The sequence below is a fragment of the Actinopolyspora sabaoui genome (assembly GCF_051225635.1).
Lineage (GTDB): Bacteria > Actinomycetota > Actinomycetes > Mycobacteriales > Pseudonocardiaceae > Actinopolyspora.
In genome coordinates this window covers 1-23,141 of sequence record NZ_JBMIHH010000016.1, presented here as the reverse complement: position 1 = coordinate 23,141, position 23,141 = coordinate 1, and the positions used below count along the sequence as shown (strand labels likewise).

General features: G+C 67.4%; 18 protein-coding genes. 17 read left to right on the top strand and 1 reads right to left on the bottom strand.

Annotation, left to right across the window (positions count from 1 at the left end):
* Positions 1-134: 134 nt before the first annotated feature.
* The 9 genes from ACOQFL_RS22320 to ACOQFL_RS22280 all read left to right on the top strand — a co-directional run bounded on the left by ACOQFL_RS22320 (position 135) and on the right by ACOQFL_RS22280 (position 10,023).
* On the top strand, positions 135-590 hold the full coding sequence (locus ACOQFL_RS22320) for a DUF3180 domain-containing protein (RefSeq protein WP_435546169.1): 456 nt from the start codon (positions 135-137) through the stop codon (positions 588-590).
* A gap of 320 nt (positions 591-910) precedes the next feature.
* Positions 911-2,689: a DUF6779 domain-containing protein gene (locus ACOQFL_RS22315; protein ID WP_435546168.1), complete on the top strand. Its 1,779-nt coding sequence runs from the start codon at positions 911-913 to the stop codon at positions 2,687-2,689.
* Positions 2,690-2,759: 70 nt separating this feature from the next.
* On the top strand, positions 2,760-3,983 hold the full coding sequence (locus ACOQFL_RS22310; RefSeq protein WP_435546167.1) for a PrsW family intramembrane metalloprotease: 1,224 nt from the start codon (positions 2,760-2,762) through the stop codon (positions 3,981-3,983).
* Between the two features lie 202 nt (positions 3,984-4,185).
* A complete protein-coding gene (locus ACOQFL_RS22305) occupies positions 4,186-5,142 on the top strand; it encodes a Rossmann-like and DUF2520 domain-containing protein (RefSeq protein ID WP_435546166.1) in 957 nt (318 codons plus the stop codon).
* On the top strand, positions 5,142-6,071 hold the full coding sequence (gene panC / locus ACOQFL_RS22300) for a pantoate--beta-alanine ligase (protein ID WP_435546165.1): 930 nt from the start codon (positions 5,142-5,144) through the stop codon (positions 6,069-6,071). Before ACOQFL_RS22305 ends, panC begins: the two co-directional genes overlap by 1 nt.
* Before the next feature lie 35 nt (positions 6,072-6,106).
* Positions 6,107-6,538, top strand: a complete 432-nt coding sequence (gene panD / locus ACOQFL_RS22295) for an aspartate 1-decarboxylase (RefSeq protein ID WP_435546164.1) — start codon at positions 6,107-6,109, stop codon at positions 6,536-6,538.
* Positions 6,539-6,864: 326 nt separating this feature from the next.
* Positions 6,865-7,692, top strand: a complete 828-nt coding sequence (locus ACOQFL_RS22290; protein ID WP_435546163.1) for a type III pantothenate kinase — start codon at positions 6,865-6,867, stop codon at positions 7,690-7,692.
* 207 nt (positions 7,693-7,899) lie between these two features.
* Positions 7,900-9,414, top strand: coding sequence for a lysine--tRNA ligase (gene lysS, locus ACOQFL_RS22285; protein WP_435546162.1), 1,515 nt, complete (start codon positions 7,900-7,902; stop codon positions 9,412-9,414).
* A 246-nt stretch (positions 9,415-9,660) separates the two neighbouring features.
* Positions 9,661-10,023, top strand: a complete 363-nt coding sequence (locus ACOQFL_RS22280) for a histone-like nucleoid-structuring protein Lsr2 (RefSeq protein ID WP_092628285.1) — start codon at positions 9,661-9,663, stop codon at positions 10,021-10,023.
* Positions 10,024-10,465: 442 nt separating this feature from the next.
* Here the strand turns inward: ACOQFL_RS22280 and ACOQFL_RS22275 are convergent, their stop codons facing one another.
* Entirely contained in the window at positions 10,466-11,458 is a 993-nt protein-coding gene (locus tag ACOQFL_RS22275; protein WP_435546161.1) for an ABC transporter substrate-binding protein, read from the bottom strand.
* A 310-nt stretch (positions 11,459-11,768) separates the two neighbouring features.
* Here ACOQFL_RS22275 and ACOQFL_RS22270 point away from each other — a divergent pair, with 310 nt between their 5' ends.
* The 8 genes from ACOQFL_RS22270 to ACOQFL_RS22235 all read left to right on the top strand — a co-directional run bounded on the left by ACOQFL_RS22270 (position 11,769) and on the right by ACOQFL_RS22235 (position 22,832).
* On the top strand, positions 11,769-12,806 hold the full coding sequence (locus ACOQFL_RS22270; protein WP_435546223.1) for a FecCD family ABC transporter permease: 1,038 nt from the start codon (positions 11,769-11,771) through the stop codon (positions 12,804-12,806).
* Positions 12,803-13,906, top strand: coding sequence for a FecCD family ABC transporter permease (locus ACOQFL_RS22265; RefSeq protein ID WP_435546160.1), 1,104 nt, complete (start codon positions 12,803-12,805; stop codon positions 13,904-13,906). Before ACOQFL_RS22270 ends, ACOQFL_RS22265 begins: the two co-directional genes overlap by 4 nt.
* The gene (locus tag ACOQFL_RS22260) at positions 13,903-14,826 is read left to right on the top strand and encodes an ABC transporter ATP-binding protein (RefSeq protein ID WP_435546159.1); all 924 of its coding nucleotides are present in this window, start codon (positions 13,903-13,905) and stop codon (positions 14,824-14,826) included. Before ACOQFL_RS22265 ends, ACOQFL_RS22260 begins: the two co-directional genes overlap by 4 nt.
* 325 nt (positions 14,827-15,151) lie before the next feature.
* Positions 15,152-17,737, top strand: a complete 2,586-nt coding sequence (locus ACOQFL_RS22255) for an ATP-dependent Clp protease ATP-binding subunit (RefSeq protein ID WP_435546158.1) — start codon at positions 15,152-15,154, stop codon at positions 17,735-17,737.
* A 110-nt stretch (positions 17,738-17,847) separates the two neighbouring features.
* Positions 17,848-18,468 (top strand): hypothetical protein, encoded by a 621-nt coding sequence (locus ACOQFL_RS22250; RefSeq protein WP_435546157.1) that lies wholly within the window; start codon positions 17,848-17,850, stop codon positions 18,466-18,468.
* A 73-nt stretch (positions 18,469-18,541) separates the two neighbouring features.
* A complete protein-coding gene (locus tag ACOQFL_RS22245; RefSeq protein WP_435546156.1) occupies positions 18,542-21,433 on the top strand; it encodes an AfsR/SARP family transcriptional regulator in 2,892 nt (963 codons plus the stop codon).
* The gene (locus tag ACOQFL_RS22240) at positions 21,430-21,807 is read left to right on the top strand and encodes a hypothetical protein (protein WP_435546155.1); all 378 of its coding nucleotides are present in this window, start codon (positions 21,430-21,432) and stop codon (positions 21,805-21,807) included. The genes ACOQFL_RS22245 and ACOQFL_RS22240 overlap by 4 nt, the downstream gene beginning before the upstream one ends.
* Before the next feature lie 131 nt (positions 21,808-21,938).
* Positions 21,939-22,832 (top strand): DUF4328 domain-containing protein, encoded by an 894-nt coding sequence (locus ACOQFL_RS22235; protein ID WP_435546154.1) that lies wholly within the window; start codon positions 21,939-21,941, stop codon positions 22,830-22,832.
* Positions 22,833-23,141: the final 309 nt, after the last annotated feature.

Below are 23,141 nucleotides of genomic sequence, written 5' to 3'. Positions count from 1 at the left end.
TTCCTCGCGCTCGGAGTGCGGGTGGTTGTCGGAGCGGGAGGAACTTCCCGCACGAACGGGAAAGCCCCGAACGGGAGAGCACTGCGTGGCGCCGTACGTTGACGGGCCCGCTTCGCGATACGGACGGAGGACGGATGAGCTACACCAGGCCCCGCGAGCTCCTCGGCGCGGCACTGCTCGCCGCGGTGCTGCTCTACGGTGTCGTGCAGCTGTCGTACGGATCACTGCCGCCGTTGCCGGTGGCGGCCGGTGGCGTACTGCTGGTGGTGGCCATCGTGGACGCCGTACTGGCGATCGTGCTGCGTCCCAGGGCCAAACACCGGAGCGGCTCCGAACCACTCGATCCGATGATGGCGACCCGGATCGTGGCACTGGCGAAAGCATCCTCGTTGGCGGGCGCACTCATGGGGGGTGCGTGGGCCTCGATGCTGTTGTACCTGTTGGCCGAGGTGCGGCTGTTCGGCTCGGACACCATCGCCTCCGTGGTCGGGCTCCTCAGCGCCGCCGCGCTGGTCGGCGGTGGGTTGTGGTTGGAGTGGGCCATGCGCAACCCCGACGAGCCGCAGGAAGACGACGACGATCAAGAGTAGGAATTGAGCTCGGTGCCGGTGGTCAGGGTGGTCGGAGTGCGGCCTGCGTCGAAGCGGCGCGGATATTTCGCGAGAAATTGACACCGCAGGGAGTCGCACTGCCTACTGGCGCGGCGATTTCGTGGGAAATTGACGCCGAGAGCGGAGGGCTCCGGCTAGTGCTGTTTCCGACGCCTGAATACGTTCGGTGCTTGGTTTATCGCACGACTCGGTGGGGCTGTTTTTCTCCAGTACTGCCCACGGCTTCGCTGCGTGACCGCCCCGGTTTCGGAGCGTCCCACCGGATTTCGAAGCGATAAACTCCGGGTACGGTTGGCCGCATGGCTGACCCGAGCGATTCCGAGTCTCGATCGCGAGGAGATCGAGCGGTGCTGCTGTGGCTCGGTACGTCGGGTCTGGCCCTGGCCGCGACGGTCGTGCTGATTCTCGGTGACGACGTCCGGATGCTGCGGCTGGGAATCCTCGCCGCGCTGTGGGCGGCGCTGTTGTCGAGTTTGTGGGCAGGCCGGATACGTACCCGCTCGCTGGAGCAGGACGAGCTGTTGGCCGAGCGGCAGCGCTGCTACGAACTGGAACTCGAACGCGAGATCGACGCTCGTGAGGAGTACGAGACCGAAGCCGACAACGAGGCGCTGCGTCGGGTTCGGGAGGAAACCGAGAACGAGGTCGCCGAGCTGCGTTCGGAACTGTACGAGCTGCGTCGGCTGCTGAATCGTTCGACTCCCGTTGGGGCCCCCTCCTCGGCTGCGACGTCCGTTTCGGATTCCGCCCGCCGGGACGGGGCCGGTTCCGCCGAGCACACGCACGGACGTCCTGACTCCCCGCCGCGACCTCCCGCCCAACCGAATTCCGAATCCACCGAAGCGCCTCGGCAGGCTTCTCCGGCGCCCGCCGCACCGGGGTCACCCCCCTCGGGAGGGACCGCACGGGCCGATGTTCCCGGCTGGGGAGGTGCTCCCGGAACAGCGGCTTCTCCGGTTCCCCCCGGCGCGGCGGATTCCGGTGTTCCCCCGGGGAACGGTGCTTCGTCGGCGCCCGAGGAGCAGGCGGAGGGCGATGCTTCCGCGGGTGGCGGCGTTCCGCCTCGGCGCCAGCCCGGGCGTCCCGGTGGACGTCCTCGCAGCGATGGTCCGCCCGCTTCGGGACCGAAACCTCCCGCTGCTCCCGGCCCCGACCGTTCCGTGGCACCCGGCCGACAACAGGCTTCTCCCGGCGCGCGGGAACCCGGTTCTCCCGGCCCCGGTGCCGAGGTCGGTGCTGCCCCCCTGGCGTTTTCGGGCGAGGGCGAAGCAGGACAGCGGGAAGCCGCGTCCCGCGGGTCAGCTTCCCAGGCCGCGGTTCCTCCACCTGTGGCTCCTCCGGCAGCCGCTCCTCCGGCAGCCGTACCCCCCGCGGGCCCACCCCGGGGAAGTGCCTCGAGCGGATCCGCTTCGCACGCGGCAGCGGGTGGCCCGGTCGGACGCCCCGCTGCCCAGGGCGGACCCGGTTCGGACCCACCCCCCGATCAGGTCGGTGCGCAACCACCGCAGGCACCACCTCCCCCCACCGCCGGTGCGCAACCACCGCCACCGGCCCCGGCCAACCAGGACGCACCGGCCCGTACGCCGGGACGAAGAACCGGCCCCGCCCGACCACCGGGACGTCCTCGGGCGCGTGGCTCCGGTGGCGCCCCAGCCGGTGAGGAAGCCCCCGGCACACGCCCGCCCGGTGGCGAGGTGGGAGGTGCACAGGGGGGCCACGGTCCGCCCAGTGGGCCGCCGAACGACGCCGGACCGGTTGAACGCCCGCAACAGGCTCCGCCCGCTGCCGTGCCGACCGGCCCGGCGGCACGAGCCTCCCGGGAGGGCGCCGCGGCAGGCGGTACGAATCGATCCGACAACGGATCCGCACGATCGAGTGAGACATCAGGTCCGCCCCCTGGAGTGACATCCCCCACGGGGGAGGCGCACCCCCCAGCCGACGCGCCAACCTCCTCGGCGCAGCAGTCCCCTCCCGTGGGGGCTTCCGGCGCTCATACGCAGGGAACATCCGTCAATGATCTGCTGGCCGCCTACGGCAATTCCGGTGAGACGCGCAGACGACGACGCCGCGACGAGTGAGATCGCGAGCTGATTTTCGGTATCGGCCTGCGCTGTCGGCCGGTGGCACGCGGGCTTTATCGTTTCTGGCGTGTCCAATCCTGATCTGTCGGGCGCCCGCAGGAACCAGACCTATAAGCACAGCGTAGTCGGCTGGCCCATCGCCGGTCTGATCCTGCTCGGTATGTGCGGCTTGACGATGCTCGGCATCGCGACCGCACGTGTGGGATACCTCGCGGCCGTGGTGGGTGCGCTGGTCGCCCTGCTGCCGGTCGGCGTGGTGTTCGCCGCGATCGTGTGGATCGATCGTTGGGAGCCCGAGCCGCCGATGTTGCTGCTCGGTGCGTTCCTGTGGGGGGCCGGTGGTGCCACGGCATGCGCCTTCCTGCTCAACGACGCAATGACCGGTTTCGGCGAGATCCTGTTCAACGGCACCCTGCAGCAGCATTTCGCCCTGGTGATCACCGCACCGCTGGTCGAGGAGGCCGCGAAGTCGCTTTTCGTGGTCGCGCTGTGGTTCCGCCGGCGTTCCGAGTTCAACGGCATGGTCGACGGCATCGTCTACGCGTCGTTGACCGCGGCCGGTTTCGCCTTCATCGAGAACATCTTCTACTTCGGCAAGGCGTTCGCGCAGGCGGGGCTGGGGGACATGAGCGGAGGTGTCGTGGCCGTGTTCGTACTGCGCGGTGTGCTGGCCCCGTTCTCCCACCCACTGTTCACCGCGATGGTCGGGATCGGAATAGGTCTCGCGACGCGTGCCCGCGGTCCGCGAACGCGGGGACTGTGGCCGGTTCTGGGGTTTCTGGCCGCGGTGCTGCTGCACGCCTTCTGGAACGCCTCGACCACTCTGGGCGGGGTGCGCTTCCTGGACATCTACTTCGTGATCATGGTTCCCATCTTCCTGGGAACCGGTTGGCTGGTGGTCTGGCACCGCAAACGCGAACAGCGCATCGTCGCCGCACAACTGCCCGCGTTGCAACGCGCGGGGCTGATCGTGTCCAGCGAACTCGAAAAACTGGCCAGCCTTTCCGCGCGACGCGACTGGAAGCGCAGGGTGCGACGGAACTCGGGGCAGGAAGCGGCCAGGTCGGTCCGCGACTACCAGATCGCGGTCACCGAATTGGCCTTTCTGCAGCATCGGGCGAGCACCGGAAACACCACGAGCGTCGTGCGCAGGCAACGCCGCGAGAAGCTGATCGAGGACCTGAAGACGGCCCGTCGTTCCGCCAGCGGCTCCCAGGAGGCGATCTACACCGAGCGGATCAGGATGGACGAACTGACCAGCATGAACGTCAAGCGTCCGAAGAAGCGCTGACGCGACTTCCCCTCGTGTCGGCGCCGGTTTCGCTCCGGCGTGCCCCGAATGTTGTGGTGCTCGCCACTTTCGGACAAGTTTTCACGGTTGCGGGGGCGTGGCTCTCGCCACCATGGGATCCCACCGGAAGTGTTTTCCGGTTACTCTCACGACGCTGTCCGGTACCCGGTACGGGACTGGAACGGTAGGAGGATTGGTCGACGTGTCCACTGACAGACACGGTGTCCGCGGCCCGGGAACGGCCCCGGATTCCCCGCGATCGGCCGCTGAGACGCGTCCGCGTCCCCGCCTTCGGGTCGGTGTGATTTCCGCGGGACGGGTCGGAAGCGTGCTGGGAGCCGCACTGCATCGAGCGGGCCACGAGATCGGGGCGGTGGCCGCCGTATCCGACGCGGCGTTGAACCGCGTGTCGTCGCTGCTGCCCGAAGTCCCGGTTCGCCCTCCCGACGAGGTCGCACGACAGGCGGATCTGGTGCTGCTGGCCGTGCCCGACGACGCGCTCGGTGGGCTGGTGCGCGGACTGGTGAGCGCGGAGGCACTGCGTTCCGGCCAGATCGTGGTGCACACCTCCGGGGCACACGGCGTGGAGGTACTCGAACCCGCCGTGAGCGCCGGTGCGCTGCCGGTGGCGCTGCATCCGGCGATGACTTTCACCGGAAGGCCGGAGGACCTGGAACGGTTGACCGCGGCCACCGTGGCCGTGACGGCTCGGCAGGACGACGAGGCGGGCTTCAGTGTCGGTGCGGCGCTGGCCGTGGAACTCGGAGCCGAGCCGGTGCGGATCGCCGAGGAGTCCCGAAAGCTTTACCACGCGGCGCTGACCCACGGATCCAATCATCTGATCACCCTCGTCAACGAGAGCGCGCAGCTGCTGCGCGCGGCCGGTGTCGAGTCCCCGGACCGGGTGCTCGCCCCGATCCTGTCGGCCGCGTTGGACAACTCGCTGCGGTACGGGGACCGGGCCATCACCGGGCCGGTATCGCGGGGTGACGCGGGAACCGTGCGGGACCACCTCGACGTGTTGGGTGAATCCGCGCCGGACGTGCTGTCCGGCTACGTACAGCTCGCGAAACGGACCGCGGCGCGGGCGGTGAGCTCGGGAATGCTGCGTGCCGACGACGCCGTTGGCGTCGACGAAGTACTCGACGGGGGGCACTGATGAGCGTTACGGACGAGCGGGGCGGTTCGGAGAGTGTCGGTGCCGGACCGGGGTTCACCCCCGACGAGGTCACCGTTCACCGCCTTCCGGCGGAACTGGGCAAGGTGACGCGTGCGCTGCGCAGCACCGGCCGCAAGATCGTGCTGGTTCCCACCATGGGGGCGTTGCACGAGGGGCATCTGGAGCTGATTCGAGCCGCTCGGCGCGTCCCGAACAGCGTTACCGTGGTCTCGATCTTCGTGAATCCGCTCCAGTTCGGTCCCGGGGAGGACTTCGACAGCTACCCGCGCACCTTCGACGAGGACCTGCGGGTCTGCGGACGGGAGGGTGCCGAGCTGGTGTTCGCGCCGAGCAGCCGGGATCTCTACGGCGACGATCCGGGGACGACGATCGAGGCGGGAGAGCTCGGTCGGGAACTCGAGGGCGCCAGCAGGCCGGGCCACTTCAATGGTGTGCTCACCGTGGTCGCGAAGTTGTTCAACATCGTGGCCCCGGATCTGGCTCTGTTCGGTGAGAAGGACTACCAGCAGTTGGTGCTGCTGCGCAGGATGGCCCGCGAACTGAACTTTCCGACCGATGTGCAGGGCATCCCGATCGTGCGTGAGCACGACGGGTTGGCACTGTCCTCCCGCAATCGTTATCTCGGTGAGCGCGAGCGCGCCGCCGCGTTGACGTTGTCGGCGGCGCTGGCGGCAGGGGTCCACGCCGGTTCGCGTGGTCCGGACGCCGTGCTCTCGGCCGCGCGCGAGGTGCTGGACACGGAACCGATGGTCGAACTCGACTACCTGCGGCTGTGTGACCCCGAACTGGGGCCCACCCCGACCGCGGGAGAGGCACGTCTGCTGGTCGCCGCGAAGGTGGGCGGTACCCGACTGTTGGACAACGCGCTGGTGGAACTCGGACCGTCCGACGCGGCATCGGAGCGGTAGTCCGTACCCGGTAGCTCGAAGCCTAAGGAGCAGGCATGTTCCGGACCATGCTCAAATCCAAGATCCACCGTGCCACGGTCACCCAGGCCGATCTGCACTACGTGGGTTCGGTGACCATAGACGCCGCCCTGATGGAGGCCGCCGATCTGTTGGACGGTGAGCAGGTCACGATCGTGGACGTGACCAACGGAGCGCGGCTGGAGACCTATGCCATCACCGGTGAACGAGGTTCCGGGGTGCTCGGTATCAACGGTGCCGCTGCCCATCTGGTCCATCCGGGTGACGTGGTGATCCTGATCGCCTACGGCGTCATGGACGAGGCCGAGGCCAGGTCGTTCCGACCGAGCGTGCTCTTCGTCGATGGGGAGAACCGAGTGGTCGAACGTGGTGGCGATCCGGGGCACGCTCCCGAGCGGTCGGGGCTGGCCACCTCCGCGGTGGGAGTCGAGAGTGTTCCTCCCGACTGATTGAGGTTTTCCGCTCGGGTCGCCCGCTCGACGGAACCCCGGCTCTCGCTCCGGAGCCCGCGTCATCGGGTAGCGAGTCGACAAGGGGGAGTTCTCACGGGGGCGACGCGGCGAACTCGTGGGGTCGCGCTGGTGGCTTCGACGCTTCCGGAGCTGGAAAGGCCCACGCGGACCGGTCAGCACGACAGGAAATGGGCAGGGAGGAGAGGGGGGCGGCCCCGTCGCGGGTCGGGGAGGTGACACCCTCGTCCGGCTCGTTTCCGGTGGGTGTTCCGCGGGATGCATCCACCGCTGTGCCAGCGTTTCGACAGGAAGGGAAATCCACGGTGCTGCTCGCTATCGACGTCGGCAACACCAACATCGTGTTGGGGCTCTACGAGGACGATCCCGATGGTCCAGAGCAGCGATCCGGTTCCGGCCGGAAGCCGAAGGCACAGGCTCGGCTGGTGCGGGACTGGCGGATGCGGACCGAACCCAGGATGACCGCCGACGAGCTCGCGTTCACCATGCGTGGTCTGCTGGGCGACTACGTCGACAAGATCACCGGTATCTCGGCCCTGTCCACCGTTCCCACCCTGCTGCGCGAGCTGCGGGTCATGCTCGGCCGCAACTGGAGCGACGTTCCGAGGGTCGTCGTGGAGCCAGGTGTCCGAACGGGTGTCCCCCTACTGGTCGATAATCCCAAGGAGGTCGGCGCGGATCGGGTGATCAACACGCTGGCCGCCCACCACCTGTACTCCACGAACTGTGTCGTGGTCGATTTCGGTACCTCGACGAACATCGACGCCATCTCGGCCAAGGGCGAGTTCCTGGGGGGAGCGTTCGCCCCGGGGGTGGAGATCTCACTCGACGCGCTGGCTTCCCGGGCCGCCCAGCTGCGCAAGGTCGAGCTGGTCAGGCCGCGTTCGGTGATCGGCAAGAACACGGTCGAGTGCCTGCAGTCCGGACTGCTCTACGGTTTCGCCGGGCAGGTGGACGGCCTGGTGCACAGCATCGTCTCCGAGTTGGAGGAAACCCACGGCGGTCCCACGACGGTGCTGGCGACCGGTGGCCTGGCCCCACTGGTGATCAGCGAGTCCCGCACGATCTCGCACCATGTTCCCGAGCTCACCCTGCTCGGGCTGCGTTTGGTCTTCGACCGGAACCTGGAGTGACCCAACCGGGCGGCCGGTAATTCGTGCCGCTCCCCGGCCGAGGGAAACCGGTGATATTTCCTCACTCGTTCGGTGTCCGGTTCGGTCGAGCCTGTTCGGTCGGTTCCGCGGCCCGCCCACCCTTCCCGCGTCGGGTGCGCCACCGGGGGAGGGGCTCTCCCATCCTGCCGGAATGTCGCCCCTGGCGGGTCCGTACCCTTGTAAACCGTGAATGACCAGGATCAATCGAGTCGTGTCGACGGAGCCGAGGACCTGCCGGAGCAGCTGCGGGTGCGTCGGGAGAAGCGGGAACGTCTGTTTTCCGAGGGGCAGGACCCCTATCCGGTCTCGCTGCCCGTGACCCACGAGCTGTCCGAGGTGCGGGCGGCGCATTCGGACCTGCCCGTGGACGCTTCCAGCGGACAGCGGGTCGGTGTCGCGGGCCGAGTGATGTTCATGCGCAACACCGGCAAACTGTGCTTCGCCACGTTGCGGGGTGGGGACGGCAGCGAGCTGCAGGCCATGCTCAGCCGGAACGAGATCGGCGAACAGGCCTTGTCCGAGTGGAAATCCGACGTGGATCTGGGGGACCACGTTTTCGTGGCGGGCGAGGTCATCACTTCTCGGCGTGGTGAGCTCTCGGTGCTGGCGGACGAGTGGCGGATGGCGGCCAAGTCGTTGCGGCCGTTGCCCGTGGCCCACAAGGAACTCAGCGAGGAGAACCGCGTACGGCAGCGCTACGTGGATTTGTTGGTCCGTAGCCAGGCGGCAGAAACGGTTCGCACCCGGGCCGCGACACTGCGTTCGCTGCGGGATTCGTTCGAACGGCGCGGATACCTCGAAGTGGAGACGCCCATGTTGCAGACTTTGCAAGGTGGGGCCGCCGCCAGGCCGTTCGTGACTCACTCGAACGCCTTGGACATGGATCTTTACTTGCGCATCGCCCCGGAGCTGTTCCTCAAGCGGTGCGTCGTGGGCGGTATCGAGAAGGTCTTCGAGATCAATAGGAACTTTCGCAATGAGGGGAGTGACTCTTCCCACTCTCCTGAGTTCGCCATGCTCGAGTTCTATGAAGCCTACTCGGATTACAACGCGATGGCCGAACTCACCCGCGCGCTGATCCAGGAAGCGGCCCAGTCCCTGTTCGGCACTCAGACCGTCACTTGGGCCGACGGTTCCGAGTACGATCTTTCCGGGCAATGGGCGAACATTACGATGTACGGATCGCTTTCCGAGGCCCTTGGTTCGGAAGTAACCCCCGAAACCTCTGTCGAAACCCTCCGTAAGCACGCCGAGAGTGCCGGTTTGTCCGAGCTCGATCCGTCGTTCGGGCACGGGAAGTTGGTCGAGGAACTCTGGGAGCACATGGTCGGCAACCATCTCCACGCTCCCACATTCGTGCGGGACTTTCCGCTGGATACCGCTCCGTTGACCCGGCAACACCGAGAGCATTCGGGTATGGCGGAGAAATGGGATCTCTACGTGAAGGGTTTTGAACTCGCGACCGGTTACTCCGAGCTCGTCGATCCCGTCGTCGAACGTGCGCGGCTGGAAGAGCAGGCGCGGTTGGCTTCCGAGGGGGACGAGGAAGCCATGCCCGTGGACGAGGACTTTCTCCGGGCACTGGAGTACGGAATGCCTCCCACCGGCGGGGTGGGAATGGGGATCGACCGGTTGTTGATGGCGTTGACGGGTCTGGGTATCAGGGAGACCATCCTGTTCCCGCTCGTGCGTCCGGAATGACGTGATCGCACTCCCCTGATCGATGACGGAGCGAAAATTTCTTCGGTGGGGTGAGTGCGAATCCGGCACTGCTGCGCTAACCTTGCTGGCGAGAATGAAACGGTGACGATGTATTAGTGGCTCGATACGTGATCGGTCGCGATACGGGTTCGAGGATGATGTGGTTCGAGAGAACACCGGCGATACTCGTTCGGGCTCGGATCGTCACCGTCTCGCTGTAAGGAATACCGGGGAGGACCGCGGAAGATGGCGCAGAAGGTAACTGTCCAGTTGGTGGACGACCTGGACGGTGGAGAGGCCGATGAAACGGTCGAGTTCGCCCTGGACGGCGTCTCGTACACCATCGACCTTTCCAATGACAATGCGACCGAGCTCCGGGAGGCACTGAGCGGCTTTCTGGCCAGTGCGCGTCGCGCCGGGGGACGTAAGAAGCCGGGGCCGAAGGCTGGTTCCGCGCGTTCGTCGTCGGCTTCGTCCGGTGGTTCCACGAGCGCGGATCGTGAGCAGAACCAAGCGATTCGGGAATGGGCCCGCAAGCGGGGTATGAAGGTTTCGGACCGTGGTCGTATACCCGCCGATATCGTCGCCGAGTACCACAAGGCGCACTGAAGTTCGCAACGGTCGACGTCGGCTCGGTTTGTCCCGCCGGACACCCGTCGAACCGGAACGCGGCTCGTGCCGTGCTCCCTCGATATCCGCCCGGCCGATATTGGAGACCGATTCGGAATGCGGCAGGGGGAATGTCTCGATACTCCTGCCGTTGTTTCGGGAGTACCGACCGCTGTTTCGGCAGCGGTGGCCAGTAGTGCTTTGTCGTATCCGGAAGTGCCCGTCGGTCGTGGCATCCGGTGGTGTTCCGGCGCGTCGGCGCCGAAACGCCCGCACGCCACTCGTACCGCCACGGCACTCGTACGGACGAGGACAGACGTGACGCAGGTGCCCACACGGACACCACCGGGCCGGAGTGGGGCCGGGTGCGCCCCGGGCGGACAATGTCGCATTGGACAATGTCGGAGCGCACCCCGCACACTTGGCCTGTTATCGCGGCCCGTTATCGCGCCGCGTCGACGCCGAACGCGTTCGCCAGGTCGTCGAGAATCGCGTGTGCACCGTGGATTCCCACCGAGGTCATCCAGGTGATGTCGTCGACCAGGTGTTGCTTCCCGGTGAGTTTGTTCCACAGCGGGTTCGATTCGAAGGTTTTCCTGGTCTCGGCCGCGTCGCCCGCCTCATCGGGATAGACCGTCACGAAGATGTGGTCCGCGTCCAGTTCCGGGATCCGCTCCTGGCTGAGATTGACCGCGATCCCCTGACCCTCGGGTTGCCCCTTCGGACTGGCCAGCCCGGTGTCCTGCCGCACGGTCCCGGGGAACGAGTCGGCGCTGTAGAGCCGCACGGTCGGTTCGCCCGCGAAGCGCACGATCGACATCGTCGGGTTGTGCCCCACCTTCGAACGGATGCTGTCACCGACCGTTTTCGCCCGTCGCTCGTACTCGTCCAGCTTGTTCCGGGCCGTTTTCTCCTTGCCCAGTGCCCGCCCGGTCAGCAGCAGGTTCTCCTTCCAGGTCGCCCCGGTCGTGCGGCTGAACACGGTGGGAGCGATCTCTGAAAGCTGGTCGTACATGTCCTCGTGCCGGACCTTCGCGGACAGGATCAGGTCGGGGTCGCGCTGGACGATCCGTTCCGCGTCCGGACTGGTCAGGCTGCCCACGCGCTGTGCCTGGGCGCCGTATTCGGCGCGGTCCCCACCGAGGTATTCGGGCAGTTTCTCCCGACCACCGAAGGTGGTGTAGCCCACGACGTTGGTCCCCAGCGCCATCGCGGCGCTGGTGAAGGTGGCGTCCAGCGCGACCACCCGTTTCGGTGTTCCGGTGATCTCGGTTTCACCCATCGCGTGCTTGACGGTGCGGGGGTTCGCCCCACCGCTCTGCTCCGTCGAGCCCGACTCGCCACCGCACGCCGTCAGCCCGAGTACGGGCAACGCGCTCGCGGCGGTCAACGCGGTTCGCAGCAACTCACGTCTGGTGCGTGTGACTTCCGACATCGGTTCACCTTCCTGTTTCGGTTACTCTTAGGTGGGCCTAACCTAAGTGTGGGCAACCTAAGCGAATCGAAGCGGACAGCCAAGGGAGTGGGATTTGAGTCGCAGTTCGGCCACAGGCGACCCGTCCGGTTCGGGCCCCGTTTCTTCGACCTCTCCCGCTCCCGATGACGAGTCCCCCGCGGCGGGGGACTCGTGGCAGGAAGCACCGTCCCCGCCGAGCGAGCACGGCAGCGCCACACCATCCGAGGCGGCCCAGTTGTCCGCTCGGGAACAGGGGGTGACCGGTCGGGACCAGGGGCCCGAGCGGGCTGTGCGGGCCGACCGTGCGACGCGCTCCAACCGGCCGAACTCGCGACGACGCGGCCGACTGCTGGGTGTGCTCGTGCTGTGCTGTCTGCTGCTGCTCAGCTGTGCGCTGAGTATCCTCATCGGCGCCAAGCTCATACCGCCCGGCGCGGTGGTCGACGCGCTGTTCGCGAGCTCGCGGACCGAGAACAACGTGATCATCTACGAGTTGCGCGTGCCGCGCACCATCGCCGGGGTGCTCGCCGGTTCCGCGCTGGGGCTGGCCGGAGCGCTCATGCAGGGCTACACCCGCAACCCCATAGCGGCCCCGAGTGTGCTCGGAATCACCCAGGGCGCGGGGCTCGCGGTGGTGCTGGCCGTGTTCACCATGGGCATCACCGGCATGCTCGGCTTCATCTGGTTCAGCTTCGCGGGGGCTTTGCTCAGCGCGCTGGCGGTATTCCTGATCGGTTCGATCGGCAAGGGAGGCGCGACACCGGTCGCGCTGGCACTGGCCGGGGCGGCGATCAGCGCGCTGCTGCAGGCACTCACCTCCGCCCTGGTGCTGCTGGACCGGCAGAGTCTGGACACCTACCGCTTCTGGAAGGTCGGCTCCATCGCCGTCTCCGACATGGGGCTCATCCAACGGGTGCTGCCGTTCCTGCTGTTGGGGCTGGTGCTGGGACTCGCCAGCGCCCCCGGGCTCAACGCGCTCTCCCTCGGGGACGACATGGCCGCGGCGCTGGGCCACAACGTCGCCAGGTCAAGAGCGATCGGGATCACCGCCATCGCGATGCTCGTCGGCAGCGCGGTGGCAATGTGCGGGCCGATCAGTTTCGTCGGCCTCGTCGTCCCCCACATAGCCAGATACTTCGCGGGCCCCGACCACCGCTGGTTGCTGCCGTTCGCCGCGCTGGGAGGTGCCTGCCTGGTGCTGCTGGCCGATCTGGTCGGCCGGGTCATGGCGCGCCCCTCGGAGATCCAGGTCGGCGTGACGCTGGCCATGATCGGCGCCCCCTTCTTCATCGCTCTCGTACGGCGCAGGAGGCTGATGCGGCTGTGACGGAATCGGTGCGAACCCCCGTCGACGGCCCGGCCCCGCGGGTACGTGGCCGTGTCCCGCTGCGCGTCGGCCCCGTGTCCACGGTGCTGCGCCTCCGACCGCTGCTGGCGCTGCTGGGCGGCCTCGCGGTGCTGCTTCTGATGTTCGCCTGCGATCTGGCGCTCGGCGACTACCCGATCTCCCCGCTGGGGGTGCTGCGCACCCTGTTCGGAGGTGGCGACGCCGGGGAAAGGCTGGTGGTGCTGCAGCTGCGACTGCCGCGTGCGCTGACCGGGCTGCTGGTCGGGGCGGCGCTCGGGCTGTCCGGCGCGATCACGCAGGCGGTGGTGCGCAATCCGCTGGCCAGCCCGGATCTGCTGGGCGTGACAACGGGTGCCGGTGCGGCCGCGACCCTCGTCATCGTCACCTCCGGCACGCTGGGCGGGATCAGCGGCATCGTCGCGAGTCTCGGCCTGCCCCTGGTCGCGTTGGTGGGCGGCATCGTCACCGCCGTGCTGGTCGGGCTACTGGCCTACCGAGGTGGGGTGGACTCGTTCCGGCTGGTGCTGGTCGGTATCGGCATGAACGCGCTGACGGTCAACGCGACCCTGTGGCTGCTGACCGTCGGTGAGACCCAGGACGCCGGGCGTGCCATGGTGTGGCTCACCGGCAGCCTCAACGCGCGCGACTGGGACAACGTGGTGCCGGTCGGGCTGGCACTGCTGGTGCTCGTGCCGGTGACTTTGCTCGGTTCGCACGCCTTGGGCGCGTTGCAGTTCGACGACGACACGGTTCGCGAGCTCGGGGTTCCCGTCAACATCGCCCGGGGCGCGCTGCTGCTGGGAGCCGCCGTGCTCGCCTCGCTGGCCACCGCCGCGGCCGGGCCGATCGCCTTCGTCGCGCTCGCCACCCCGCAGATCGCCCTCCGCACGGCAGGCACCCCGCGACCCCCGCTGGTCGTGTCGATGGTGTTCGGAGCGCTTCTCGTGGTCGGTGCCGATCTCGTCTCGCGCACGCTGTTCGGTCCGCTGCAACTACCGGTCGGAATCGTCACCGCGGCGCTCGGTGCCCCGTACCTGATCTATCTGCTCGTCCACCGGTATCGGGAGGTTCAGACATGACCGCCTCGCACATCGCGCACGACACGGTCACCGGAACGGCCGCGGACACCGAGTCCTTACCGGGCAGCGGTTCCGCCGAAGGGGCGAGGAACCGGTTGTGCGCCCGGGACCTGTCGTTGGGCTACGGCGAGCGGGTGGTTGTCGACGGGCTGGACCTGGACGTCGTCGACGGCACCATCACCGGCGTGATCGGTCCCAACGGCTGCGGCAAGTCCACACTGCTGCGGGCGCTGGGCAGGTTGCTGCGGCCCAAGCGCGGCAGTGTGTTGCTGGACGGCGCACCCATTCACCGGATGTCCACCAAGGAAGTCGCGCGTAAGCTGGGGTTGTTGCCGCAGTCGCCGGTCGCCCCGGAAGGGCTCCGCGTCGCCGACCTGGTCGCCAGAGGCAGGCATCCGCACCAGGCCTGGTATCGCCAGTGGTCCGGGGACGACGAGTCGGCGGTGGCCGAGGCATTGGCGCTCACCGGCATCGGTGACCTCGCCGATCGGTCCGTGGACGAGCTGTCCGGTGGGCAGCGGCAGCGTGCCTGGTTGTCCATGGCCCTGGCACAGGGAACCGATCTGCTCCTGCTGGACGAACCGACCACCTACCTGGACCTGTCGCACCAGGTGGACGTGTTGGATCTGATCGGCAGGCTGCACACCGAGAGCGGGCGCACCGTGGTGATGGTGCTGCACGACCTCAACCTGGCCGCCCGCTACGCGGACCGACTGGTGGCGATGTCCGAGGGCGGGATCGCCGCACAGGGCCCTCCGGGAGAGGTGCTCACGGAGCGACTGCTGCACGAGGTGTTCGATCTCCGGGCGCGGGTGATTCCGGACCCGGTTACGGGTACACCCATGGTGGTTCCGGCGGGTGGCAGGCAGGCCCGGGGCCGGAAGCCGGAGGACGGCGCTCCCGGGACCCACGATTCCTGACCCGCGGCCACCGTGACTCGGCATCACGCTGGATCGGATAGGCACCACACTGGGCCGGATGAGTGAGATTCGGTCCGTCGGAGGCGGTGTTCGCGCTCGGCGGACACTGTGGGCGACCTGGTTTTTGAATGGAATTTCGCAGCTCAACGCCCTGTTGGGCTGACTGAACGCAACGTTGTCGAGAAGTGGGCTGCGAGCCGGAACAGCCCTGAGTACGCCGTGGCTACTAGAGTGGAGTTCAGAGTGCTGAACCCATCGCGGGCATCGGCGTGAGCAGGAGCGGTGCCCGGTACGAGACCGCCGGCGCAGCAGTCAGGGAGTGCGAATGTTCGAGAGGTTCACCGACCGCGCGAGGCGGGTGGTTGTCCTGGCCCAGGAAGAGGCCAGGATGCTCAACCACAACTACATCGGCACCGAGCACATTCTCCTGGGTCTGATCCACGAGGGTGAGGGTGTCGCCGCCAAGGCGCTGGAATCGCTGGGTATCGCCCTTGAGGGCGTGCGCCAGCAGGTCGAGGAAATCATCGGCCAGGGCCAGCAGGCGCCCAGTGGCCACATCCCCTTCACCCCGAGGGCCAAGAAGGTTCTGGAGTTGTCGCTGCGGGAGGCACTCCAACTCGGGCACAACTACATCGGCACCGAGCACATCCTGCTCGGGCTGATCCGCGAGGGCGAGGGCGTGGCCGCGCAGGTGCTGGTCAAGCTCGGCGCCGATCTCAACCGGGTCCGCCAGCAGGTGTTGCAGCTGCTGTCCGGCTACCAGGGCAAGGAACCGGCCGAGGCCGGTGGCCGCAGCGAGGGCACCCCGTCCTCCTCGCTGGTGCTGGACCAGTTCGGCCGCAACCTCACCCAGAGCGCTCGCGAGTCGAAGCTCGACCCGGTGATCGGCCGCGACACCGAGATCGAGCGCATCATGCAGGTGCTGTCCCGCCGTACCAAGAACAACCCCGTCCTCATCGGCGAGGCCGGTGTCGGCAAGACCGCCGTGGTCGAGGGGCTGGCCCAGAAGATCGTCAAGGGCGAGGTTCCGGAGACGCTGAAGGAGAAGCAGCTCTACACGCTCGACCTCGGTTCGCTGGTCGCCGGTTCCCGCTACCGCGGTGACTTCGAGGAGCGCCTGAAGAAGGTCCTCAAGGAGATCAAGACCCGCGGCGACATCATCCTGTTCATCGACGAGATCCACACGCTGGTCGGTGCGGGTGCCGCCGAGGGGGCCATCGACGCGGCGAGCATCCTCAAGCCGATGCTGGCGCGCGGTGAGCTGCAGACCATCGGTGCCACCACGCTGGAGGAGTACCGCAAGAACGTCGAGAAGGACGCGGCCCTGGAACGTCGTTTCCAGCCGATCCAGGTGGGCGAGCCCTCGCTGGACCACGCCGTGGAGATCCTCAAGGGACTGCGGGACCGGTACGAGGCGCACCACCGCGTCTCCATCACCGACTCCGCGCTGTCGGCCGCGGCGAGCCTGGCGGATCGCTACATCAACGACCGGTACCTGCCGGACAAGGCGATCGACCTGCTGGACGAGGCCGGGGCGCGGATGCGCATCCGCCGGATGACCGCACCGCCGGACCTGCGCGAGTTCGACGAGAAGATCGCCGAGGTCCGCAGGGACAAGGAGTCCTCCATCGACGGGCAGGACTTCGAGCGCGCCGCCAGGCTGCGTGACGAGGAGAAGCAGCTCATCACGCAGAAGGAGGAGCGCGAGACCCAGTGGAAGGCCGGTGATCTCGACGTCGTGGCCGAGGTCGACGACGAGCAGATCGCCGAGGTGCTGGCCAACTGGACCGGTATTCCGGTGTTCCGCCTCACCGAGGAGGAGACCTCCAGGCTGCTGCGCATGGAGGACGAGCTGCACAAGCGGATCATCGGCCAGGAGGACGCGGTCAAGGCGGTCTCCCAGGCGATCCGCCGCACCCGTGCCGGTCTGAAGGATCCGCAGCGTCCCTCCGGCTCCTTCATCTTCGCCGGTCCCTCCGGTGTCGGTAAGACCGAGCTGTCCAAGTCGCTGGCGGAGTTCCTGTTCGGCGACGACGACGCCCTGGTCCAGATCGACATGGGTGAGTACCACGACCGCTACACGGCTTCCCGGCTGTTCGGTGCCCCTCCGGGCTACGTCGGTTACGAGGAGGGCGGCCAGCTCACCGAGAAGGTCCGCCGCAAGCCGTTCTCCGTGGTGCTGTTCGACGAGATCGAGAAGGCCCACCACGAGATCTACAACACGCTGTTGCAGGTCCTGGAGGACGGCAGGCTCACGGACGGTCAGGGCCGTGTGGTCGACTTCAAGAACACGGTGCTGATCTTCACCTCCAACCTGGGCACGGCCGACATCTCCAAGGCGGTCGGCCTGGGCTTCACCGCTGGTAACGAGCAGGAGACCAACTACGAGCGGATGAAGTCCAAGGTCAACGAGGAGATGAAGAAGCACTTCCGTCCGGAGTTCCTCAACCGGATCGACGATGTGATCGTCTTCCACCAGCTCACAGAGGAAGAGATCATCCGGATGGTCGACCTGCTCATCGGCAGGGTGGAGACCGCCCTCAGGAGCAAGGACATGTCCATCGAGCTGACCTCGAAGGCCAAGAAGCTGGTGGCCAAGCGGGGCTTCGACCCGGTGCTGGGTGCTCGGCCGCTGCGCCGCACGATCCAGCACGAGATCGAGGACAAGCTTTCCGAGAAGATCCTGTTCGGCGAGGTCGAGGCGGGTCAGATCGTCATCGTCGACGTCGACGGTTGGGACGAGGAAGGCACCGAGGACCAGGCCCAGTTCACCTTCCGGGGTGAGCTCAAGCCTTCCACCGTGCCGGACACGCCGCCGGTGGACCTGGCCGGTTCCTCCGGTGGCTCCTCCTCGGAGGGCTCCGGCTCCAACCAGGACGACCAGTCCGAGGGTTCCGGCTCCTCCGAGTGACCCACCGAGCCGAAACGATCGATCCCGTCCCTCCGGGGGCGGGATCGTTTCGTCGATTGCCCGGTACCAGGACCGTGGCCCCCCGGAACGGTCGGTAAGGTCCGATTCACATGGCTTCCCGGCGGAGCAGTGAGGACCGGATTCGGAGTGCGCTGCACGTTCCGGTGCTCACCGCCGCCGCCGTCTCGGTTCCCGCGGTGTTTCTCACCCGGCTCGACGGTCCGGTCTCGCTGGTTGGCAGCGTGCTCAACTGGTCGTCGATGCTGGTGCTCACCGCCGAGTCGGTGCTGCTGTTCTGGTTCAGCCGGGATCGACCGCGTTGGTTGCGGGAGCACTGGTGGATGGCACTGGTCACCGTGCTGACCATCCCCGCGGTGGTGTTCGCGTTCGCCCCTGCCCAGGTGCTGCGGCTGGTCCGGGTGGTCGCCGCTGTCCAGCTCGTCCGAGTGGTCCGTCTCGTCAAGGTCGCCCGGGTGCTGCACCGGCGCGCCCGAGTACTGGGCAGGCCGAGGTACGCCCTGCTCGGAGTGGTTCTGCTGGCTGCCGCGGTGTTGCTCGGTGTTGTGCTGGCCGATGAGGAGACCCCCACTCGACGTACGCTGGACGTGGTATCGAGCCACTGGGGTTGGCCCGTGCTGCTCGGTGCCGTCGTGCTGTGCGCCGCGGCGATCGGTGGACTCGTCACCTGGCTGCGACGGTGTCATGACGAGCGGTCGGAGTGCGGTCGGTGATGCGTCCTCACGCCGGGGCGTCCTCGGTGCGGCGCGACTCGCGAGGACGCGACGGGAACTGGTGAGGTGCCGCGTGCTGCTGGTGATGCTCGGCCCGTTCCGGGTGTACGACGACGGGGGCGACCAGGTCGAGCTCGGTGGTAACCGGGTACGCACCCTGCTGGCGCGGCTGGCGCTGGACCTCAACCACGGCGTGCCGGCGCGGACGCTGATCGACGACCTCTGGACCGACGCGGTTCCCGGTGACGCCACCAACGCGCTGCACACGCTGATCGCCCGCACCAGGCGGGCGCTGCGTGCCACGACCGGTCTGCGGCTGAGCTCCGAAGGGCTCGGTTACGCGCTGCGGGCGGATCCGGAACAGGTCGATCTGCACCGCTTCGAACGGTTAGTCACCAGTGGGCGCGGGGCACTTCGCCGGAATCTTCCGGCGGAGGCGGTCGAGGACCTGCGGGCCGCGCTGAAGCTGTGGCGCGGTGATCCCTTGATCGATTTCCGCGATCTCCCGTTCGCCGAAGCAACCGTGCCCCGACTGGAACGACTCGGCCGTGCCGCGCTCACCGAGCGGATCGAGGCCGAACTGCTACTCGGCGACCGTGCCGGGCTCGTCGAGGAGCTCGCGCTGCTTACCGACAGGCATCCGCTGGACGAGCCCCTCGCCGAACTGCGCCTCCGCGCGCTGCGCGCCGCAGGCAGGCGCGCGGAGGCCGTGAACGCCTACGAGCAGCTGCGTGAAGAGCTGGCCGAACGTCTCGGGACCGAACCCGGTGAGCGACTACGTGAGATGCACCTCGCCCTGCTTCGGGAGGGGAGCGGCGGCGCGGCCACCAGCCCGGGAACAGCGCCCACCAGCCCGGGAACAGCGCCCACCACCCCCGGAACTGCGGGCGGCGTCGAACGAGAGCCACCGGGTGCCGATCCCGGCGCCGGTGGCGGGACAGTTCCGAGCGGTGCGGCGCTGCCGAGGCGGTTGAGCAATTTCGTGGGGCGGGAGGCGGAACTGGAACGACTGGACAGCGCACTGCGCGACGCGCGTCTCGTGACGCTGTTCGGCCCCGGCGGCTCCGGAAAGACCAGGCTTTCGGTCGAGGGTGCTTCCCGGATCGCCGATCTTCGCGTGCTGTTCGTGGAACTCGCGTCGGTGCGCGACGACCAGGAGCTCGCCACGGCGGTGTCGACGGGCATGGGAGTCCGACAGGCACCACGACTGAATCACGGTCACCCGGCCGATCCGCTCTCCAGACTGGTGGAGGCGCTCGGCTCCGAACCGACCTTGTTGATCCTGGACAACTGCGAACACCTCGTCACGAGAGCCGCAGAGCTGACCGAGCGGCTGCTCACCCTCGCCCCTGAACTGCGGATGCTGACCACCAGCAAGGAACCGCTCGCACTGCCGGGCGAGAAACTACTTCCCGTGGGGCCGTTGGAAGTCCCCGACAACGTCGAGGCGGCCGCTGCCAGCCCCGCCGTCCGGCTGTTCGTGCAGCGTGCCACCGCCGCGCGACACGACTTCGAGCTCACCGTGTCCAACACGGCGGACGTGATGGAGATCTGCCGTGAACTCGACGGTATGCCACTGGCCATCGAACTGGCCGCCGCCCGGGTCCGCTCCATGAGTCCCCGCATGCTCGCGGAACGGCTGGACGACCGGTTCCGACTGCTCAGCAGGGGAAACCGGGCCGCCATGTCCCGCCACCGCACGTTGCGAGCGGTGGTGGAGTGGAGCTGGGAGCTGCTGACCGAACCCGAGCGGATACTGGCGCGCAGGATGTCGGTTTTCGTGGGCTCCGCGCGTCCCGAATCCGTTTCCGAAGTGTGTTCCGACACCGAATCGGTCGCCGTGGACACGGACGAGCTGCTCGCCGATCTGGTGGACAAGTCCCTAGTGGAGGCCGTGGAGCAGGGCACGGTGATGCGCTACCGGATGTTGGAAACCGTGCGGGTCTTCTGCTCCGAGCAGCTGGCTGTGGCCGACGAGGCCGAGACCCTGGGGCGCCGTCACGCCGAGCACTTTCTGGCCTTCGCGGAGGCGGCGGCCCCACGCATCCACTCCCGGGAACAACTGACGTGGTTGGCATGCCTGGATGTCGAGCACGACAACACCACGCGAGCGTTGCACTGGGCGTTGGCGAACTCCGACGCCGATGTCGGCATCAGGCTCGCCGCCGCGCTCAACTGGTACTGGTCGATGAGCATGCGCCACACCGAACTCACCGAGCGGATGCGTGGCGTGGCCGCGCTCTCCGGACCGGCCCCGGCGGAGAGCCGCGCGGTGGTGGAGTTGGTGAGCAGGCTCTACGAGGACTCCTACGGTTGGTCGGAACGGCTGGGCGCGGCGGTGGAGAAACTGCGCGACACGGGCGCGATGTCGAGGTACGTCTATCTCGGACTGCTGGAACCGATGGTCTGGTTGCTGACGGAGCGGCTGGACGAAATGGCGGAATCGTTGCGGCGCGCGGCAGAACACCCCGATCCCTGGCCCAATGCCGCGGCCCACTACACACGAGCGATGTTGGCCGGGCGCCGTGGTGAGACGAGCGAGGGGGAGGAGCACGCCGAACGTGCCGTGGCCGCTTTCCAGACGATCGGTGATCGGTGGGGGATGGCCCAGGCCATCGGCAGCACGGCCGATTTCCACTCGCTGCGGGGAGATCACGAAAGCGCTGTCGAGCGACTGACTGAATCAGTGCGCGTGCTGCGCGAGTTGCGTTCCCCCGCCGAACTGGTGCCACAGCTGGCACGCGTCGGGATGCACCGAGTTCGGATGGGAGACCTCTCCGGAGCGCGGGCCGAACTGGACGAGGCTTCCCGACTGGCGGGCACCACTCCCTCCAGCCACCGCGTCACCGTCATCTACGGGTGGATGGAGCTGGCCCGTGCCGAGGGCGAGATCGAATCGGCTCACCGGCTGGTACGGGACGCCGAGGCGGATCTCGTGGCACTCGGATCACCCCGCAGCCGATGATGCGCGATCTGTTGCTCTCGTTCCGGGTTCGGTTGTCGCTGGACGAGGGCGACCCGGCGAGTGCTCGTGAACTGTTGGGGGAAGCCCTGGATTCCGAACGGACCGTGGCGGACAGACCGATGAGCGCGGTGCTGTGCGAGCAGCTGGCCCGGTTGGTACTCGCCGAGGAAGCTCCACGAGAAGCAGCGCGACTGCTCGGCGTCGCGGCGGCACTGCAGGGAGTGTTGGACAGGGGCGATCCCGACGTGCGTGAGATGTGCGCTCGGTTGCGCGCGGAACTGGGAACCGAGGAATTCGACGGGCTCTACGCGAGCCGTCTCGACTCCTCGGGTCCCGCTGCCAGAGCGGAACTCCGGCGCGTGCTCGGTCGGTGAGCGGCACCGTCACGGGGCGATCACGATCCGGACACCGGCACTCCAAGGTTTCGAAATTCGTGTGCTCGCCGAGTGGTAGCGCCGGTAGTGTCCGCGCCGCTTTTGTCGTTCGGCGAGATTGGAAGTGACGAGTGAACTGTGCCGTGTGTGGTGGGCACGTTCCTGCTGACCAGGAGTACTGCGCGGTGTGCGGTGGCAGGGCACTGCCCGCCGAGCAGTTGCGTGACCTCGGGACCGTGCCGCCTGTCGAACCCGGTACAGCCGGGGCGGCCCCACCGATCGACGCACGGGGGGCCCTGCGGCCGACGCGGGGCCTGGGGATCGCCACCATCGTGCTGCTGCTGTGCTTCGCCGTGCTCCAAACGCTGTACTTTCTCGTGCAGCTCCGACTGTTCGTGGTGTACAGCGAGGCGATCGAGCGGTCGCGCTCCTACTGGAACATGGAGTTCCTGCCGATGGAGGGCCTGGAGCTGGTTGTCGGGGTGTTCAGCGCACTCGTGCTGCTGCCGACGATGGTGCTCTTTCTGGTCTGGTTGTTCCGGGTGCGCGGCAACGCCGAAGTACTGGATCCCGGGATACACCGGCGGAAGAAACCCTGGTTGATCCTCGGTTGGATCGTCCCGGTCGTCAATTTCTGGTTCCCGAAGCAGATCCTCACCGACATCTGGCGAGCGAGTCGTCCCGGCCACGAGCGGGGCGGTATGGCGGCGAGTGTCGATTACAAGGGCGGGCTGCTCTGGGCCTGGTGGTTGTGCTATCTCGCGATGCTCTGCACGGACCGCCACGCACGTGTTATCACTTACGCACACATCGGGGTGAGTGGAAATCCGCTCGACCTCAACGGCCGGGAAGCGCTCGCGTTCTATCAGGATCTGGCGTTGGCAGGGTTTCTCGTGGCACCCGTACAAGTGGTCGCGGCGATACTGGCTGTATTCGTCGTCCGCCGAATCACCAACTGGCAGCACGAACCGCGTGAAGGTCGTCGTGGACAGTCCGATTCGGTGGGTGTGGTCGCTCCCCACTAGGGAGGCCCATGGGGGACGGCCCCGGTGAACTACGGACGTACGGCGGTTATCCGAATGGTTTTCGGGGTATTTACCGGGGTTGTCCTGGGATTTCGTGAATTAACGGGGGGTGGGTGTGTGGGGTGGTGTGGTGGGGGTTTAGAGTGGTTGTTGTCAGCACGGCGGGGCCGGGCTGGGAATCGCGGGAAACGGTGAGTCGGGACTGGGTTCTGGTTTGTCGGGTGGTTTCTGGTTTCGGTTCGTGGTGGTGGCTGGTTGTTTGAAGAACTGCATGTGGTGCCCGGTGCTTGCTGGTCGGGGTTGCGTTGT

Bases quoted from the DNA above. Each gene is read 5' to 3' on its own strand.
- ACOQFL_RS22320 (WP_435546169.1), top strand. From the start codon at position 135: ATGAGCTACACCAGGCCCCGCGAGCTCCTCGGCGCGGCACTGCTCGCC.
- ACOQFL_RS22315 (WP_435546168.1), top strand. From the start codon at position 911: ATGGCTGACCCGAGCGATTCCGAGTCTCGATCGCGAGGAGATCGAGCG.
- panC (WP_435546165.1), top strand. From the start codon at position 5,142: ATGAGCGTTACGGACGAGCGGGGCGGTTCGGAGAGTGTCGGTGCCGGA.
- panD (WP_435546164.1), top strand. From the start codon at position 6,107: ATGTTCCGGACCATGCTCAAATCCAAGATCCACCGTGCCACGGTCACC.
- ACOQFL_RS22280 (WP_092628285.1), top strand. From the start codon at position 9,661: ATGGCGCAGAAGGTAACTGTCCAGTTGGTGGACGACCTGGACGGTGGA.
- ACOQFL_RS22275 (WP_435546161.1), bottom strand. From the start codon at position 11,458: ATGTCGGAAGTCACACGCACCAGACGTGAGTTGCTGCGAACCGCGTTG.
- ACOQFL_RS22260 (WP_435546159.1), top strand. From the start codon at position 13,903: ATGACCGCCTCGCACATCGCGCACGACACGGTCACCGGAACGGCCGCG.
- ACOQFL_RS22255 (WP_435546158.1), top strand. From the start codon at position 15,152: ATGTTCGAGAGGTTCACCGACCGCGCGAGGCGGGTGGTTGTCCTGGCC.
- ACOQFL_RS22250 (WP_435546157.1), top strand. From the start codon at position 17,848: ATGGCTTCCCGGCGGAGCAGTGAGGACCGGATTCGGAGTGCGCTGCAC.
- ACOQFL_RS22240 (WP_435546155.1), top strand. From the start codon at position 21,430: ATGATGCGCGATCTGTTGCTCTCGTTCCGGGTTCGGTTGTCGCTGGAC.